Source organism: Colwellia sp. BRX8-5 (assembly GCF_014077325.1).
Lineage (GTDB): Bacteria > Pseudomonadota > Gammaproteobacteria > Enterobacterales > Alteromonadaceae > Colwellia_A.
Window position 1 is genome coordinate 71,188 of the sequence record NZ_JACGVR010000017.1, and the last position, 17,385, is coordinate 88,572.

At 35.6% G+C, this 17,385-nt stretch carries 16 protein-coding genes, 1 tRNA gene and 1 pseudogene; 8 read left to right on the forward strand and 10 right to left on the reverse strand.

The features are described from left to right. Positions 1-36 precede the first annotated feature (36 nt). The 6 genes from H4J62_RS12525 to H4J62_RS12550 form a co-directional block, all read right to left on the reverse strand. Complete coding sequence (locus H4J62_RS12525; RefSeq protein WP_070373743.1) at positions 37-1,140, reverse strand: phosphoribosylaminoimidazolesuccinocarboxamide synthase; 1,104 nt, start codon at positions 1,138-1,140, stop codon at positions 37-39. A gap of 275 nt (positions 1,141-1,415) precedes the next feature. Then, positions 1,416-1,775, reverse strand: coding sequence for a 50S ribosomal protein L20 (gene rplT / locus H4J62_RS12530; protein WP_070373744.1), 360 nt, complete (start codon positions 1,773-1,775; stop codon positions 1,416-1,418). 15 nt (positions 1,776-1,790) lie between these two features. After that, positions 1,791-1,985 (reverse strand): 50S ribosomal protein L35, encoded by a 195-nt coding sequence (rpmI, locus tag H4J62_RS12535; RefSeq protein ID WP_070373745.1) that lies wholly within the window; start codon positions 1,983-1,985, stop codon positions 1,791-1,793. A 214-nt stretch (positions 1,986-2,199) separates the two neighbouring features. Continuing rightward, positions 2,200-2,754: a translation initiation factor IF-3 gene (gene infC, locus H4J62_RS12540; RefSeq protein ID WP_070373746.1), complete on the reverse strand. Its 555-nt coding sequence runs from the start codon at positions 2,752-2,754 to the stop codon at positions 2,200-2,202. A gap of 115 nt (positions 2,755-2,869) precedes the next feature. Next, the gene (gene thrS / locus H4J62_RS12545; RefSeq protein ID WP_070373747.1) at positions 2,870-4,780 is read right to left on the reverse strand and encodes a threonine--tRNA ligase; all 1,911 of its coding nucleotides are present in this window, start codon (positions 4,778-4,780) and stop codon (positions 2,870-2,872) included. 140 nt (positions 4,781-4,920) lie between these two features. After that, the gene (locus H4J62_RS12550) at positions 4,921-6,564 is read right to left on the reverse strand and encodes an NAD(P)/FAD-dependent oxidoreductase (protein WP_182218015.1); all 1,644 of its coding nucleotides are present in this window, start codon (positions 6,562-6,564) and stop codon (positions 4,921-4,923) included. Positions 6,565-6,705: 141 nt separating this feature from the next. Here H4J62_RS12550 and fdxA point away from each other — a divergent pair, with 141 nt between their 5' ends. The 5 genes from fdxA (at position 6,706) to H4J62_RS12575 (ending at position 10,023) form a co-directional block, all read left to right on the forward strand. Next, positions 6,706-7,035 carry a ferredoxin FdxA gene (gene fdxA, locus H4J62_RS12555; protein WP_182218013.1) on the forward strand — a complete coding sequence of 110 codons (330 nt, stop codon included), beginning with the start codon at positions 6,706-6,708 and terminating at the stop codon, positions 7,033-7,035. Between the two features lie 62 nt (positions 7,036-7,097). Next, positions 7,098-7,982 (forward strand): fructosamine kinase family protein, encoded by an 885-nt coding sequence (locus H4J62_RS12560; protein WP_259364622.1) that lies wholly within the window; start codon positions 7,098-7,100, stop codon positions 7,980-7,982. A 129-nt stretch (positions 7,983-8,111) separates the two neighbouring features. Further along, positions 8,112-8,333, forward strand: a complete 222-nt coding sequence (locus H4J62_RS12565; RefSeq protein WP_070373751.1) for a CPXCG motif-containing cysteine-rich protein — start codon at positions 8,112-8,114, stop codon at positions 8,331-8,333. A gap of 149 nt (positions 8,334-8,482) precedes the next feature. Continuing rightward, positions 8,483-9,844: an MATE family efflux transporter gene (locus H4J62_RS12570; RefSeq protein ID WP_070373752.1), complete on the forward strand. Its 1,362-nt coding sequence runs from the start codon at positions 8,483-8,485 to the stop codon at positions 9,842-9,844. A gap of 102 nt (positions 9,845-9,946) precedes the next feature. Continuing rightward, a tRNA-Val gene (locus tag H4J62_RS12575) sits at positions 9,947-10,023 on the forward strand. Positions 10,024-10,690: 667 nt separating this feature from the next. Here the strand turns inward: H4J62_RS12575 and H4J62_RS12580 are convergent. The 4 genes from H4J62_RS12580 to H4J62_RS12595 form a co-directional block, all read right to left on the reverse strand. Continuing rightward, the gene (locus H4J62_RS12580) at positions 10,691-11,473 is read right to left on the reverse strand and encodes a class D beta-lactamase (protein WP_182218011.1); all 783 of its coding nucleotides are present in this window, start codon (positions 11,471-11,473) and stop codon (positions 10,691-10,693) included. Positions 11,474-11,644: 171 nt separating this feature from the next. Next, a complete protein-coding gene (locus H4J62_RS12585; protein ID WP_182218009.1) occupies positions 11,645-11,860 on the reverse strand; it encodes a GDCCVxC domain-containing (seleno)protein in 216 nt (71 codons plus the stop codon). Next, the gene (gene merC, locus H4J62_RS12590; protein WP_182218008.1) at positions 11,848-12,237 is read right to left on the reverse strand and encodes an organomercurial transporter MerC; all 390 of its coding nucleotides are present in this window, start codon (positions 12,235-12,237) and stop codon (positions 11,848-11,850) included. The genes H4J62_RS12585 and merC overlap by 13 nt, the downstream gene beginning before the upstream one ends. Positions 12,238-12,301: 64 nt before the next feature. Beyond that, positions 12,302-12,679 carry a MerR family transcriptional regulator gene (locus H4J62_RS12595; protein ID WP_182218027.1) on the reverse strand — a complete coding sequence of 126 codons (378 nt, stop codon included), beginning with the start codon at positions 12,677-12,679 and terminating at the stop codon, positions 12,302-12,304. A 592-nt stretch (positions 12,680-13,271) separates the two neighbouring features. Here H4J62_RS12595 and H4J62_RS12600 point away from each other — a divergent pair. From H4J62_RS12600 to H4J62_RS12610, 3 genes and pseudogenes are all read left to right on the forward strand, one after another. Then, complete coding sequence (locus H4J62_RS12600; RefSeq protein ID WP_182218006.1) at positions 13,272-14,003, forward strand: hypothetical protein; 732 nt, start codon at positions 13,272-13,274, stop codon at positions 14,001-14,003. 560 nt (positions 14,004-14,563) lie between these two features. Then, entirely contained in the window at positions 14,564-16,900 is a 2,337-nt protein-coding gene (locus H4J62_RS12605; RefSeq protein WP_182218004.1) for an ATP-binding protein, read from the forward strand. 238 nt (positions 16,901-17,138) lie between these two features. Next, positions 17,139-17,385 (forward strand): annotated as a pseudogene (locus tag H4J62_RS12610) (transposase); the annotation flags it as partial.

The following is a 17,385-nucleotide window of genomic DNA, read 5'->3' on the forward strand; positions in this document are numbered from 1 at the left end:
ACGGGTGTAGGGCTTTTAAGCAGATACAATAACGACTTAATCGATTAGCTGATACTGCTCGCGTAAAATATCAATAATTTCAGCTTTAGGGTTAGCAGACAAAACAATTTTTTGACCGGTAATTTTCTCAGCGATCGCTGTGTATGTTTGTGACACATCCATTAACACGGATGCCGGTAACTCATTGTTACGAGCTAAAGCTAAGCGCTCGTCCATGCGATTTTTATTTAATAAAATATCAGCATCAGGGAAATGTGCTAAAAGTAATTGGCGGAAACCTTCTTTCGAGTTTTCAACCACTTTACCGGCACGATATTGCTCGCCATCCCAAATACGTGAAGAATCAGGCGTACCCACTTCGTCCATATAAATTAACTTGTCGTTGCCAGCTTTGTCTTTTACATAGCCAAATTCAAACTTAGTATCTACAAAGATTTGGTCAAGCTTTGCCAACGCATCAGAAATAACGTCAAAACCTTCCGTTAATAATTTTTCGTATAAAGTAATATCATCAGGCGTTTTAAAATTAAAGGCTTCAAAATTATCTTCAATATTTTTGCGAGTAATATTAACATCATCAATCGCAGGAACGCCCGGAATGCCTTCTAAAATACCTTTTGTTGAAGGTGTTTGTAGAAGTTCAGGTAGCTTTGAATCTTTCAATAATCCTTCAGCTAATTCGATACCACAAAAATCACGTTCACCTTTTACGTATGAACGCCACATAGAACCGGTAATATACTGACGACAGATAGCTTCAATCATTACAGGTTTAGCTTTTTGTACGATCCAAACAAACGGATGTGGAATATCAAGAATATGACTATCGGCTAGACCTTGATCTTTAAATAATTTAAACCAATGATTTGATATAGCATTCAGTGATGCACCTTTTCCAGGTACACCTTGCATACCACCTTCGCCTTGCCAGATACATTCAAAAGCAGAAATACGATCACTAATAACCATAATGGCTAAAGGTGTGTCGTCGGCAACATCATAGCCTTTCTCTTGAATTAGTCGCTTACTATCCGCGTCGGTTAACCAATAAACACTGCGCACTTTACCGCTGTGAACTGGTGCATCGGTACGAATAGGTAAATCATTATTTACCGCTAAAATTTGATCTGCAAGACTCATCGGTTTAAACCTTAATTATCAAGTTAATATTAATTGTAGCGAATAATATCTTTGCGCGTTATCCCAAAAGATAAAATAGTATTCGGTATAATTAATAAAAACATTTTAATACATTATAACCAAGGTGTTTAGTTTAATTTCCAAAGTAAAGAACGGAGCTAATAACTATTAGTAAGTACTTTAAAACGCAGAAAGTGAGCTAAAGAACAAGTTAGTATGATTAAAAAAAGAAAAGGACGCCTAATGGCGTCCTTATCTCAAAGCTTTTTCAAGTTCTATGCAGCTAAAGCAGCTTTCGCTTTTTCAACTAAGAATGTGAATGTTGCTTTGTCGTATACTGCAATATCAGCTAGGATCTTACGATCGATTTCAATAGCAGCCTTTTTAAGACCATTAATGAAAACACTGTAAGATAAACCGTTTATGCGAGCTGCTGCATTTATACGAGTGATCCAAAGCTGACGGAATTGACGTTTACGTTGACGACGATCGCGGTAAGCGTACTGACCTGCTTTAGTTACTGCTTGATAAGCAACACGGTAAACACGGCTACGTGCTCCGTAATAACCTTTAGCTTGCTTTAGAACCTTCTTGTGACGTGCACGAGCTTGTACACCACGTTTTACTCTAGCCATTCTATATCTCTCCTATTAACCGTGACGTAAAAGTTTTTTAACTGACTTAATGTCAGCCGCCGAAATCATGCACTTAGCACGAAGATGACGTTTAACTTTAGTACGACGCTTAGTCAAGATATGACGAAGGCCAGCTTGTTTGAACTTGTAGCCAGAGGCTGTTTTTTTAAAGCGCTTCGCAGCACCTTTGTTAGTTTTCATTTTAGGCATGAATATTACTCCGCATTCATGTTTGTGCTATTACACATAAACATTGCCATTGAAATTTAGCAACTTAGGCGAAAAACTTAACGCGTTTATTTAAGGATAAACAAAAATAAACGTTAGTTTTTACTTTCAGGCCTAAAGTTACCCGTTAAAATCAATAATGGTGAACTTATTTTAATTTACATCAAACTAAGTTACTTGAAATACCGGTTATTGATTATTTTTTAGGTGCTAGTACCATCACCATTTGTCTTCCTTCCGCACGACGCGGGAAGAATTCAAGTACAGTTAACTCTTCTAAATCGTTTTTAACGCGAGTTAGTAGTTGTAAACCGAGTTCTTGGTGAGCCATTTCACGACCACGGAAACGTAAAGTTACTTTAACTTTATCGCCACCCTCTAAAAAGCGCTTCAGGTTGCGTAGTTTTACCTGATAGTCGCCTTCATCTGTTCCAGGACGGAATTTAATTTCCTTAACCTGTATCTGTTTCTGGTTTTTGCGTTGTTCTTTTTGTTCTTTAGCTTTTTCATAGATAAACTTACCGTAATCCATAACACGGAGTACAGGAGGTTTAGCCGTAGGGCTTATTTCAACAAGATCAACACCAGCTTCGTCAGCTTGATCCATTGCTTCATCTAATGTGACGATGCCACCAGGCTCTCCGTCAAATCTAATCAAACGAACTTCATTATCAGCAATACCTGTAATTAACTCATTTAAACGATGTGCTGGCTCTTTTTGCCCGCCTCGTTGTCCACCTTTAATAGCCATGTTCCTCCAAAGAACTTTGTTCCGAGTAGCTGGTGTTATTTTTAACTTAACAACTACTCAGATTAATAAAATATTTTGATGTATGTTATAAACGTTATTATAAGTAATTTCAACGCTAACTGCGAGAGTTAACTTCTTCACTTAGTTTAGAAATAAAGTCATCAACAGACATTTTGCCTAAATCTTCACCACTTCGCGTTCGAATAGCGATTTCGCCTGCTTCCATTTCTTTGTCACCAACAACTAACAAATATGGAACACGCTTCAAAGTGTGCTCGCGGATTTTAAAGCCTATCTTCTCATTTCTCAAGTCTAGTTTTACTCTAAATCCACTTTCTTTTAGTTTTTTAACAACTTTTTCACAATATTGACCCTGTTTGTCGGTAATATTCATCACAGTTGCATGAATTGGAGATAACCAGGTCGGAAACTTCCCGGTAAACTCTTCAATCAAAATTCCAATAAAACGCTCAAGTGAACCTAAAATAGCACGATGAATCATCACTGGGATGTATCTTTCGTTGTCTTCACCAACATAAGTTGCGCCTAAACGCTCTGGTAAAGCAAAATCGAGCTGCACTGTACCACATTGCCAAGCACGACCTAAACAATCCATTAAGGTAAATTCAATCTTAGGACCATAAAATGCTCCTTCGCCTGGTAAATATTCAAATTTGATGTCGCTGTCGGTTAATGCTTGTGCAAGACCCGCTTCAGCTTTGTCCCAAATTTCATCACTACCAATGCGATTTTCAGGACGCGTTGATAATTTAACAACAACATCTTCAAAACCAAATGAACCATAGACATCGTATACCATCTCGATACATTTTTTTACTTCGGCTTGTACTTGTGATTCCATACAGAAAATATGAGCATCATCTTGAGTAAAGCCACGAACGCGCATTAAGCCATGTAATGAACCTGATGGCTCGTTACGATGACAACAACCAAACTCAGCAATACGTAAAGGTAAATCGCGGTACGATTTTAAACCTTGGTTAAATATCTGTACATGACCTGGACAGTTCATTGGTTTTATCGCGTATTCACGCTTTTCAGACTCAGTGGTGAACATACCGTCGGCATATTTTTCCCAGTGACCTGATTTTTCCCAAAGGCTTCTGTCCATCATCATCGGCGCTTTAACTTCGTCATAATCATATTCGTGTAATTTTTCACGAATAAATTTCTCTAACTCAGTGTAAATTGTCCAACCATCGTTATGCCAAAACACCATGCCTGGTGCTTCTTCTTGCCAATGAAATAAATCTAATGTTTTACCAATTTTACGGTGATCGCGCTTTTCAGCTTCTGCTAAACGAACGATATACGCTTTAAGTTGCTTTTTATCAGCCCATGCTGTGCCGTAAATACGTTGCAACATTTTGTTGTCAGAATTACCACGCCAATAAGCACCAGCAACTTTCATCAATTTAAAATGATGACAATGACGCATACTAGGTACATGAGGACCACGACACATATCAATGTATTCTTGGTGATGATATAAAGCAGGCGTATCAGTTTTCTCGATGTTTTCATCAAGAATTTGTAATTTGTAGGTCTCACCACGCTCAGTAAACGCATCGTAAGCGTCTTGCCATGAACCTGTTTTCTTAACAACTTCATAACCGGTGCGTGCTAGTTCAGTCATACGTTTTTCAAGTTTGACTAAATCGTCTTCAGTAATTGACTCTTCAAGGTCAATATCATAATAAAAGCCGTTATCAATCGTTGGTCCAATCGCCATTTTAACATTTGGGTATAACTGCTTAATAGCATGCCCTAGTAAATGCGCACAAGAATGACGAATAATCTCAAGAGCTTCGTTATCTTTATTAGTGATAAGTTGTAAAGAAGCATCTTGGGTAATTAATTCACAAGCATCAACAAGATTTCCGTCGATACGACCCGCGATGGTTGCTTTAGCAAGACCAGGTCCTATGTCTAAGGCAACATCCATTACCGATACTGCATTGTCGAATGAACGTTTTGAACCGTCAGGGAGAGTGATAACAGGCATTAATTTTCCTTTATTTCAGTGGCGTCACACACAAAGTGACGCTTGAATATATTTTTAATAATATAAACTATTTCTTTTGGGAAATATTTGAGGTCGCAAATATAGGGGAATTCCCCTTTATTTGCAATATAAAGACAGACTTATCTTTTTGCCATCATTGCCAGCGCCATCGCTTCTGCGACTTTAATACCATCAATACCCGCAGATAATATACCACCGGCATAACCAGCACCTTCACCAGCCGGATAAAGACCTTCGACATTAATGCTTTGCAGTGACTCTCTGTCACGGGTAATTTGAATGGTTGATGATGTTCTTGTCTCAACAGCCGTTAATGTCGCATCATTCATTGAAAAACCTTTTATCTTACGTTCAAAGGCAGGTAATGCTTCACGAATAGCGGCAATAGCGTAATCAGGTAAGGTTTCACTTAAGTCGCAATATTTAACGCCGGGCTTGTATGAAGGGCTAACTTCGCCATGCTCACCGCTTTTACGTCCAGCAAGAAAGTCACCGACTAACTGCACTGGCGCATCATAATTTTCTCCACCGAGTTTAAAGGCTGTTTCTTCTAAACGGCGTTGAAATTCAATACCCGATAATACGTCTGAAGGATCATCTTTATTAGCAAAGTCGCTAGGCTCAATACCAACAACAATTGCGCTATTCGCATTACGCTCATGACGCGAGTATTGGCTCATACCATTAGTGACTAAGCGCCCTTCTTCTGATGCCGCTGCAACTACAGTTCCGCCAGGACACATACAGAAGCTGTAAACACTTCGACCATTATTACAATGGTGTACTAATTTATAATCTGCAGCGCCTAATATTTCATTACCGGCATTGTCACCAAAACGAGCATCATCAATAACTGATTGCTCATGTTCTATGCGAAAGCCAACTGAAAAAGGTTTAGCTTTTACCGAGACTTTATTTTTAACAAGCATCTCAAAGGTATCACGTGCGCTATGACCTACGGCTAAGGCAACATAATTGGTATCAATACGTTCGCCACTGGCCAGTGTTAAGCCATTAATACGTTTGTGTCCATCAGCACCTTGCTCTTCATCAAAATGAAATTCGTCAACGCGTTGTTCAAAACGAATTTCACCACCAAGCGCAATAATCTTAGCGCGCATTTGCTCAATCATAGTAACGAGCTTAAAGGTACCAATATGCGGTTTACTCACAAATAAAATTTCTTCAGGCGCGCCTGCATCAACAAATTCATGCAGCACTTTACGGCTATAATGTTTCTTGTCTTTAACTTGGCTATAGAGTTTACCATCAGAGAAAGTACCTGCACCACCCTCACCAAATTGTACATTAGATTCAGTATTGAGTATTTTTTTGCGCCAAAAGCCAAAGGTATCTTTGGTGCGTTGACGTACTTCTTTACCGCGCTCTAAAATAATCGGCTTAAATCCCATTTGAGCAAGTACTAATCCGATAAATAAGCCACATGGACCAAAGCCAATAACAACAGGTCGTTGTGATAAGACTTCTGGCGCTTGGGCAACAAAATTGTAGCTCATGTCAGGGCTTACTTTTACTTGGCTGTCTTTAGCAAATTTTTCAAGTAATTCTTCATTAAGGCGAGTGTCTACATCAAGCGTATAAATCAACACTATTTTTGCTTTTTTACGTGCGTCATATCCGCGCTTATGAACCGTAAAATCAATTAGCTGATCTTCAGAAATTGATAATGTATCTAGAATAGCCAGTTTTATATCAGCTTCTTCATGATCAAGCGGCAGTTGGATATTTGTTAAACGCAACATAGTGAGCGGTTCCAAAAAGAGAAAAGGGAATTTTTCGGCATTTTACCTGAACATACCTCTCAGTTAAATCAACAATTGAAATTATTGCTAAGCTAGGTATGATCAGCTCGAAAATATTTCATCTCATCAAAAGAGTACGTTATGGCATTTGTAGTTACCGACAATTGTATAAAATGTAAATACACCGACTGTGTAGCAGTATGCCCAGTGGATGCATTTTATGAAGGTCCTAATTTTTTAGTCATCAGTCCTGAAGACTGTATTGATTGTGACTTATGTCCGGTTGAATGCCCTGCAGGCGCTATATATCAAGAAGATGACGTTCCTGAAGATCAAAAAGAATTTATCGAACTCAATGCTGAGTTAGCTAAAGTATGGCCGAGAATAACCGAAGTAAAACCCGCACCTGCCGATGCACAAGAATGGGATGGTGTACCCAATAAAATAGCTCACTTAATTATTGAAAATTAAAATCAGCTCAGCAAAATAAACACATTGCTCAATTATTAACTATACTCACACCAACAGGGTCAATGAATAATTGGTGCATTATGTGGCAATCTATTGAGCAAGCAATCAAAACTGAAACCGGTGAGCAATTCACTATTGAAAAAAAGCGCCTTATTTCAACAAGTGAAAGCAATTTAGCTTACCAACTAAGCAATAAGCAACATCATTACTTTATTAAAATTAAAGATAAAAATCACTTCAACCATTTTGAATCAGAAGCTTACGCCCTAAATCAAATACGTTCTCTTAAACAAATCACTTGCCCCGAAGTTATAGCATTAGGAAGCACCCTTGATAAAAGCTTTATTGTGCTTGATTACATTCCATTTTCACACGCTACCGAAAAACATTGGTATAATTTAGGTGCACAACTCGCCTTGATGCATAAAGGTTCGTCACATGGACAATTTGGTTGGCAACACGACAATTATATTGGCGACACTTTACAGCCGAACAACTGGCGTAGTAATTGGAAAAAATTCTTCGCAGAACAACGAGTTGCTTGGCAATTACAATTACTGAGCGAAAAATCAATAACACTGGGTAACATTGACCATATTACTGATATTTGTCACGACGCATTAAATCATCACGATGTTAAACCTTGCCTAGTTCATGGTGACTTATGGATGGGTAACTTAGGCTTCACAGACTCTTTGTCAGTCATTTATGATCCTGCTTGCTATTATGGTGACCGAGAAGTCGATATTGCGATGACCGAACTCTTTGGCCAACTACCTTATGATTTTTATCAGGGTTACCAAGATATTTTCCCCCTTGAAAAAGGCTATGAGCAACGAAAGCTCATTTATAATTTTTATCATATCCTAAATCATGCAAATCTATTTGGTGGTATCTATATTGATCAATCGAGAGCTTTGTTATCTCGAATTTTATCATTACATTAATGTTAAAATAAAATTGATTGCACACAGTAAGTTAAATAATTTAGACAACTTTATTTTTGATTTTGTTAGCGATTTTTACAAATATGAACATACTTAATCATCAGTAACCAAAAGAATCTAGGAGGCAAAATGTCCCAGGAATCAAGCTTACAAGCGATAAAAGACAAACGTATTAGCTGCCCTCATTGTGGTCATCACTTACATTTAGCTTTAGATACATCGGCTGGTGATCAAGATTATTACGAAGAGTGCCCTTCTTGTTGTCGAGATATTCACTTAAATATGCATATTGATGAATACCGCCAAAAAATTCAATTAGCGATAGACAGTGATGACGAACAAGTTTTTTAGTAATTATTACTCTTGTTTTCGCTTCACCATTGTTTTTTATAAAGGCTAAATTCACTAGAGAAACATTGCACAACTGCTTTAAACCTATATCATTCTCATCTTGATCATTTTTCTTCTTAAAATGATGGTTTTATAAGCACTCTTCCCTAATGAATATTACTGACTTTAGAAAAAACACCAAAAGCCTAATGAAATTGGCTTATCCTATTTTGATCGCTCAACTTGTGCAAACCCTAATGGGATTTGCAGACACGGTGATGGCTGGTCGAGTGAGTGCAACCGACATGGCTGCAGTAGCGGTTGCTAGCAGTGTTTGGTTACCCTTAATACTAACTATATATGGTTTAGTCATGGCACTTGCTGCCATAGTATCGCAACTTGCTGGAGCAAAAAAATTCCATTACGTTGCCAAAGCGACCTATCAAACCGCATGGATAGCATTAACCTTAGGTCTGTTGTTGATCGTTTTATATTATGCGATCACCCCCTTAGTCATTGAACAAATCCCACTAGAAAGTCATTTAAAACAATTACTTTTTGACTACTTAGGCTATATCGTTTGGGGTGGTCCGGGTTTTTGTTTATATCTTGTCTTAAGAAACTACTCTGAAGGTTTGTCGCATACCAAACCAACAATGATCATCAGTATCATAGGTTTGTTAATTAATATTCCGGCTAATTATATTTTTATCTACGGTGAGTTTGGCATGCCTGCATTAGGTGGTGCCGGTTGTGGTATCGCCACAGCTATCGTTTATTGGGTTATGTTTGTCTCGATGTTCATTTATTGTTACGTATCAAAAAAATTAAAACATGCCTCATTATTTGAACGTTTTTACTGGCCAAATTGGCTAGAAATAAAAGAAATACTGACGATCGGTTTTCCTATTGCAATGTCATTACTGTTTGAGGTGAGTTTATTTGCCGTAGTCGCAATTATTCTGGTGCCCTTTGGCGCAGAGGTTGTTGCAAGCCATCAAATAGCCATTAACTTTTCAGGCTTAGTATTTATGGTGCCATTAAGTTTAGCTATGGCCGTGACTATACAAGTGGGTTATGCCGTTGGTAATAATGATTTAGCTAACGCGAAAGAAATATGCAATTATTCACTGATATTGTCACTTGTTATTGCAGTTGGTACTGCACTATTAACGATTGCTTTACGCTACCCCATCGCAGAAATATATACGCTAGATAGAAAAGTGATTGAGTTAGCCGCTAGCTTAATGTTTTTAGCTTCTTTATTTCAGTTTTCCGATGCAATACAAGTTATTTCTGCGGGAGCATTGCGAGGCTATAAAGATACGCAGTCTATTTTATACATTACTTTCTTTTCATATTGGGTCATTGGCTTAAGTTTAGGGCTAATTTTAGGGTTAACCAACTGGATAATTGACCCGATTGGTCCTTATGGTTTTTGGATAGGTATAATTTTTGGCTTAACAACTGCAGCCGTATTATTAGCTTGGCGACTCAGTATCATTCAAAAAAGAGTCGAAATGGCGCATTAATAAGCAAACAGTTAATTATTTAAATTGAAATACATAAAACTACTTGCAACTAACATTTCATATCGATAATATGACGCCCGTTGGTTAAAGCAACTAACAATTGCTCGCTTAGCTCAGTTGGTTAGAGTACTTGCATGACATGCAAGGTGTCACTGGTTCGAGTCCAGTAGCGAGCACCAAATTAAAGAACGGGATTACAGCGATGTAATCCCGTTTTTGCTTTAATAAACAAATTGTTACGGCTAATCTAAATAACTATCTCTTATTGATTTGTAGATGGTATCTAAAGAAATTCCCTTCAACAAGTGACCAATTTACTACGGACAGATCCTAAACTAAGTGAGTCTGATGATATAAGGTCTTTAGGGGATAAATTACATGATGATTCCGTGCGACCCAAGAAGTAACGCCTCGGTACACATGAAGGTGTTGCAAGCTCATATATACTCGCTGATTCAAAAAATTACATATTGCGAATTTATCGATAGATTGTAGCAATTAATGTAACAAAATAAATTGTAAATAATCGTCCTGTTATATAACAATGTAATTAGACTTTAATTGACTTTTTTACACCTCTTAACCGTAAATCTACACATCTATTAAACCCATCAACAGTTATCAGAGACTATAAAGACCTTAAGTATGTTCTACTTTAGGTTGGTGTTTCCTATTAAGAAGGGTTGTTCTAATCGATTATGTCAGGAAGCTACAAAGCGGTCTTAATTTTTGTTTAATTTATCATAGCCAAAGGTCTGCTTGGCCATTGCCGACATTCATCATAAAACGAATACTAGCTCAGTACCAATAGGGCATTTTATTCTGAAGTGGCTATTTATTATTAAGTTATATTATTCCCGCTAACGATAGTTGCTCTTTTGCAGCATCAATCCTAGTGTTGATGACCTCTTTGAAAGACTTACCATCAATATTTAAAGCAAAATAATAAGTTTCTTTCTTGGTTTCAATAAACCCTACATACCAGCCTAGGGCCTTATCTTTAGCGACTCCACCAGCTCCCGTTTTGGCATATAGTTTATAATCTTCGGTAGTTTCAGCTAACATGATGTCTTTCAACTGCATCAATGAACTTTTCGATACTGCTAACTTATGATTATATAAGCGTTGAAGGAAGTCGACTTGCTCTTTAGCACTTATTTTTATACTTTTATTCAACCAAAAATTATCAATACCTGATGATATATCTTGATTGCCATATTGAAAATCAGCTAAGTATTGACTCATTCTCTTTTTATTAATTTTACTTGCTGTATCTTGATAGATAGGAACTGCCGAATACTTATAAGCCTCCCTTAAAGAAATAGGTGCTTCATACCAAGTTTTAGGCCACCACTTTTGAATTGGATAATCCGCTATATCAAAAGTAAGCTCTACTTCAGTATTTTTAATGACGCCTGTATCTAAAGCTATAAGGGAATGTGGAATTTTGAATGTTGACCAAGGTGTCATTCGCTTAACAGCCCTTTCGGGATTTATAATGCTGTATTCACCAGACTGTTCACTTTTTAGAACAAAGGTGCATGAGCTATAACATAAAGAATTAGCATGAGTTGCTATCGAAAAACTAAACCCTAGTAAAGAAATTAATAACTTTTTAAATTTTATCATTTTTGTCCAATATAATTATTATGGTTTCAATATGAACTGTTTATTACCAAGCTTAAATCAAGCCACTTCAAATGGTTACGTCAACTATGGGTATTTCAAAACACATAGATTTGACCGAACCAATAATTCTCTCATTACTGGCAAAAATGCCACCACAGCGGACATAGACGGTTAGCTATTACAGCAACCTTGTCCTTCTTGAATTGGTGGGCATTTAACAGTTCCATAAGAACAGAAAACGCAACAATCACCTTTTAAGGGCTTTAATAATGCTTTGCATGATTCACATTCATAGAACCACTGACAGGCATTGGTTGGCATTTTTTCTGTTTTATTATGTCCGCACTCAGGACAAGTTATTGTTGAGTTTAATTTTATACTTTGCATATTATCTCCTTTATAGGTTTTACAATATCTAATACTGACATTACGACCATTAAACTTATGCCAAAGTAGAATAAATAGGTACTCCAACCATATTGCCAAAGAGGATATAGTGTTAGTAAAACAGCTGTAGGACCAAGAATACTTAAAGCACCTCTTAAATGGCTTTTATTGCGATACCAATTATATATATTTACGAGTAACGCAAGGGTAGCGAAAATAGGTAGTAAAGTATTTACTGCAACGCCTTCAAAAGACGAAAGAAATCCCAAACCAAATACGGATACCAACGAGCCTAATGCAGGAAAACAGGCAGTACAACTAAGGGCTGCTATCCAAACCCCACCAGAGCCAACTTTATCGAGTAATTTGTTTATCATATAGAATCATTCCTAAGTAATTTATCATCACGATAAACCCCGTATACAGATACGGAGTCAACAATTACTTTAATGAGTCAATAATAGGGCAAGAATATTGGTCTTGATTGGTTTTACATGAATTTGTCATTTTACTAATAACGCTCTCTAGACGCTGTAAATCAAATATTTTATTTCGAATTATATCCAATTTTTGCAAACCTAGGCTTTCTACTTGGGCGCAGTTATTTTCCATAGACATTAGTGAGGATATCTCTTTTAATGTAAAGCCAAGAGCTTTTGCTTTAGCGATAAACCTAAGCTTGTCTGCAATAGCACTACTATATAAACGATAACCATTTTCTGGCTTAATAGGTTGAGAAATAAGTCCTTTTTTTTCATAAAACCTTATGGTCTCAATATTTATATCTAACTCTTTGGCGAGCTTGCCAATTGTCTTCATACCTATAGTCACTTATAAAGTTAAATGATTTCACAATCTGAGAAATGAAGTATATTAAATCATTGCTTATCGTTCAATTAAGTCATTATTGCTAATAACGCTGAGTGTCTTTTTTGAGCCTTGAACTAGACGTTAGCTATAACTACTTGCTAATTTCCGCTTTAGCGCACCAAGGGGACATTAGAACCTACAAATATTAGGCTAAAACTAAATTGGTTTGGACTTTTGTTTAACCGTCACTTATGCCGATTTGAAGACCTAAGGTGTTAGAACCATACCTACAGCTTTGGGACAGTAAGCGCTCGTAAATTGAGAACATAATCACTATTCCTAGCAGTCACAATGAGCCGAAAGCCGACATTTTTTAGGTTTATTTCAATTCAATAATTAGCCCACAGTGTCATCAAAACAGACATTATGAACTTCCCTAACCTTGCTAGAAAACAAATGAGTTACATTGTAACCTCAACTAGAGGTGTTTATAAGCAAAGTCAAGGAAGTCCACTAGGGTATTTGAACAAAACAATAACGTTTCTTTTCCCTCAATTTACATCTGCTATAATTATATTTCGCTCTAAAGGTTGGGTGTTTTATGAAATTTTGTGCTTTTGTTATATTATTATCGTTTTTCTCACTATCAACGTTTTCAAAATCAATAACGTTGAGTCGAGGGGAAGATGCTGTATTACAAAATTTTTCTGAATTAATACTTCAAAAAGCATATCAAAAAATAGGTATTGAATTAAAGGTAATACATGTACCCATTGCTAGATCTTTGGTCTTGGCAAACAATGGCATAATAGATGGTGATGTCTCAAGAATTTCAAAAATTGAAAATCAATATGGCAACTTAATAAAAATTCCAGTACCAATTAATCATATTGATATCAGAATGTTTACTTATAATAAAAAGCTATTGGAGAAGAAAAATAACATAAATGGTTTTTATCGGATGGGATGTGTTCGAGGACTTATTCTTGTGGAAAAAATATCAACAACAATGAAAGTGGACTGCTATAAAGTTAATGGCCACAAAGAAGGTATTAATATGTTAAATAAAAATAGAATTGACGTGTTACTTTTACCTCTAACGATAGGTGCCTATTTTAAGAGCGTCGATTCTAAATTTTCTACCAGCCATTACAGTGAATCACTAGGCCGTGAACCGTTGTTTCATTATCTCCATAAAAAACATCACAAATTGGTTCCTAAACTGACTTTAATATTGCAACAAATGAATATTGATATTTATGAAAAAACTTATAGAGACTCCTTGAAAGAAACTCTTTCCCCCGATGGTAATTCAAGTGTTCTAATAAATTAACTATATCTTTAGTGTGTATTGATAAATAGTAAGCCGATAAAATAGTGATACCGTATATAGTTACAATTAATATTTTTATTAAAATAAAATCTACAATTTCTTTATGTTCAGCTTATTGAGATGTCTGAGTAATATTCGCCAAACCAATCTAAATTTATATGACGATTTCACCTAAATCACCTTAAAAGTAATATTCTACTTCATCCAAACTATAAAAGGTTCATGACTGTTTTTTCTTACTAATTTTGACGCGAAAAATTATAAATTATTTCAGGTGTCCGCCTACAATGATTAGCAGATCACCACGCATAAAAGCTCGAAGTTGATCACTGGCAATAGTCAATGATGGTTTGCCATTGTTCTTGGCTAAGCGTAATTCTCATGTTTATCTCCTAAATTAAGTGGGGAGATAACATACCCGATATCAAACGCTAACAGCAGGTGCCGTTAGCTATAAGGTTACATATAATGTATTGCCTTATCAGTATAGACTTTGCTTTGCTTAATAATGATATTTGGTTTATAACTACAGTAAGAATATTAATAAATCGCCCCAATTGATGACTAATAAATCCATAAAAAACAAATCGATTCGTCTTAGAATAATCTTTTTAATTATTTTGGTTTTTACTCTTGTATTAGTGTTTTTTTCATATTTTTTAAAAGATTTTATTACTGGAGTTGAACAAGATTTAGGTAAAAAAATGGTGCTTCAACATGCCATTATCAACAAAGAAAAAGCCCTCAGTCATTTTACACAAAACTTAAATCTAGTTAAACGTTCCTTGCTCAATAATACATATCAAGACTGGATGAAAAATAACGATAATGAAAAATTTAAAACAAAAGCGATTCAGTCTGTTAAAAAAGACTGTCAAGTTATAGATTGCTATGGCTGGTTTATCCTTTCAATTGCCCCCCTTACTAGTATTGATTGGAATAAAGAGAGCAATACCATAAAAACGGTTCCGCTGAAATTAGAAGAAAATTCTTGGCTACCAAAAAAGCTAAAAGAAAATAATGAGTTTTATGTCGATGCTGATATTAATACTATTGATGGAAACACCTATGTTTTTTTTGATTATATAGTAAGAGAAAATGATCAAGTCATTGGAACGGTTGGAAGCTACGCATTAGTCTCAACTATTACTAATCAATTACTCAGTACCTCTAACCAAGATATTTTAGATGTACTTATTGATAATCATGGTGTATTTCGTACTAGTTTGAATGAAAATACCAGTCGTTATCATCCCTCTCTTTCAAAGTTTTTGTCCAACAAAGAATGGCATCAAGTCATCGGGGATGATCTAGATAAAAGCAGCTTAATAAAACTAAAAAATAATACTAATAGTCATTCGGTAAAAACGATTGATATCAGAATTAATGAAGTTAATTATATAGCCGCTATTGTGTATATCGAGGAAATAGAATGGTATGCAATGAGTTTATTTTCAAAAGAAGCAATGGAAGGAAGTATTGTTATTCTGCCTCTCTTTTTAGTTGGCACCCTACTTCTTTTTAGCGTTATTGCACTTACACTTTATTTTTTGAACAAGCTGGTTTTTAAACGACTTATCGTGATGAACAAATCAGTTAATAACATTGCATTAGGTAATTATAAAGACTTAATTAAAGATTGTCGTTCGGATGAATTAGGTACTTTAGCTCAAGGGATAAACACCATGAGCCAAGAAATTTCAAAGAATCTATCAAAGATAAAGTCTCAGAATAATGCGCTAAATGATGCTATTGATAAAGCAAATGCAGCAAATAATGCAAAATCTATTTTTCTATCAAACATGAGCCATGAAATAAGAACCCCTATGAATGCAGTGTTAGGTTTTGCTGAAATAGGAAGAAACACCAAAGTTTTATTTGAAAAAGATGATTCACTTGAACAAATACAACGTTCAGGTGAACACTTACTGCAAATAATTAATGACGTATTAGACTTTTCTAAAATAGGATCCAAGCAACTTGAGTTGGAAAAAATCTCATTTAGCTTTAGTGCTATTCTTAAAAAAATAACACAAATTTGTAAGTCGGATATTGATAAAAAAAATATATCATTAAATTTCCTATTAGATGATTCGATTCCTAGCCACTTAATTGGTGATCCACTAAAAATAGAACAAATCATCATTAATTTGGTTAGTAATGCTATAAAATTTACGGAACATGGCAGTATTGATATTAACACTCGTCTAAAAAGACAAAACGAAAATAACGTTATCATAGAGTTAAGTGTTAAAGATACAGGAATAGGTATAACGCCAGAACAACAAAAAAACTTATTTATAGCTTTTTCTCAAGCCGATAATTCAATCACTAGAAAGTTTGGTGGCACAGGATTAGGATTAGCGATAAGTAAGCAATTAGTCGAAATGATGGGGGGGGAAATCACACTAAAAAGTGAACGAGATAAAGGCACTGAATTCACATTCACCATACCTTTGACATACTCTACTGAAAAGTTAGAGAAAAAAATAGAAGAATCAGCTGATTTTGATTTAGTAAAATTAAAAGCAGCTTTGTATGGAAAAAAAATCTTGCTAGTTGAAGACAATAGAATCAACCAAATTGTAGCTAAAAAAACACTAGAGCCATTAAGTATTTCAATTGATATAGCAGAGAATGGCTTACAAGCAGTAGAAAAAATGAAAAACAATACTTATTCTTTAGTGTTAATGGATATACAAATGCCTGAGTTAGACGGACTACAAGCCACAGAACAAATTAGAATGTTTGATAATGATACTGTAATTATTGGTATGTCAGCTCATGCTAGTATCCAAGATACTGAAAAAGCGATTAAATCAGGAATGAATGATTATATGACTAAACCCATTAAGCAAAAAACAGTTTTTTTGATGATATCAGAATATATCTTTTAGTTCCGCAGGTAACTAACACCAAATAAATCTATGCCTTTAGAAGCAAAATTTAGGAGATAGGGTAATATGTTTCTTAAACGTTCATGATGATGGTAACTAGTCTATTTTTAGATGTGATTTAAGTAGTGTTATCGGTACTCCTCATAAAAAACATTAATTAAGCCACCCATAATAACTTGTTTGTATTTTCAATAATAAACTACACTTAAATTACCCTCTTATAAGTGTGGTGATTATTATGCCTAAGCCTCGTTCACAACAAATCAGTTTACCTGATACGCCGTATTATCATATTTGCAGTCAAACCGTTCGAAAAGCCTTTTTATGTGGTGTTGATAAAGAAACCGGTGTCAGTTATGCGCACAGGCGTCATTGGATTGAACAACGCATTTTTACATTATCTCAGGTGTTTGCTATTGATATTTGTGCTCACGCTGTCATGAATAATCACTTACATTTAGTCCTTCATGTTGATAGTGAAAAAG

Excerpts from the sequence above, each read along its gene's own strand:
- H4J62_RS12525 (WP_070373743.1), bottom strand. The coding sequence starts at position 1,140 with ATGAGTCTTGCAGATCAAATTTTAGCGGTAAATAATGATTTACCTATT.
- rplT (WP_070373744.1), bottom strand. The coding sequence starts at position 1,775 with ATGGCTAGAGTAAAACGTGGTGTACAAGCTCGTGCACGTCACAAGAAG.
- rpmI (WP_070373745.1), bottom strand. The coding sequence starts at position 1,985 with ATGCCTAAAATGAAAACTAACAAAGGTGCTGCGAAGCGCTTTAAAAAA.
- infC (WP_070373746.1), bottom strand. The coding sequence starts at position 2,754 with ATGGCTATTAAAGGTGGACAACGAGGCGGGCAAAAAGAGCCAGCACAT.
- thrS (WP_070373747.1), bottom strand. The coding sequence starts at position 4,780 with ATGCCTGTTATCACTCTCCCTGACGGTTCAAAACGTTCATTCGACAAT.
- H4J62_RS12550 (WP_182218015.1), bottom strand. The coding sequence starts at position 6,564 with ATGTTGCGTTTAACAAATATCCAACTGCCGCTTGATCATGAAGAAGCT.
- fdxA (WP_182218013.1), top strand. The coding sequence starts at position 6,706 with ATGGCATTTGTAGTTACCGACAATTGTATAAAATGTAAATACACCGAC.
- H4J62_RS12560 (WP_259364622.1), top strand. The coding sequence starts at position 7,098 with ATGAATAATTGGTGCATTATGTGGCAATCTATTGAGCAAGCAATCAAA.
- H4J62_RS12565 (WP_070373751.1), top strand. The coding sequence starts at position 8,112 with ATGTCCCAGGAATCAAGCTTACAAGCGATAAAAGACAAACGTATTAGC.
- H4J62_RS12570 (WP_070373752.1), top strand. The coding sequence starts at position 8,483 with ATGAATATTACTGACTTTAGAAAAAACACCAAAAGCCTAATGAAATTG.
- H4J62_RS12580 (WP_182218011.1), bottom strand. The coding sequence starts at position 11,473 with ATGATAAAATTTAAAAAGTTATTAATTTCTTTACTAGGGTTTAGTTTT.
- H4J62_RS12585 (WP_182218009.1), bottom strand. The coding sequence starts at position 11,860 with ATGCAAAGTATAAAATTAAACTCAACAATAACTTGTCCTGAGTGCGGA.
- merC (WP_182218008.1), bottom strand. The coding sequence starts at position 12,237 with ATGATAAACAAATTACTCGATAAAGTTGGCTCTGGTGGGGTTTGGATA.
- H4J62_RS12595 (WP_182218027.1), bottom strand. The coding sequence starts at position 12,679 with ATGAAGACAATTGGCAAGCTCGCCAAAGAGTTAGATATAAATATTGAG.
- H4J62_RS12600 (WP_182218006.1), top strand. The coding sequence starts at position 13,272 with ATGAAATTTTGTGCTTTTGTTATATTATTATCGTTTTTCTCACTATCA.
- H4J62_RS12605 (WP_182218004.1), top strand. The coding sequence starts at position 14,564 with ATGACTAATAAATCCATAAAAAACAAATCGATTCGTCTTAGAATAATC.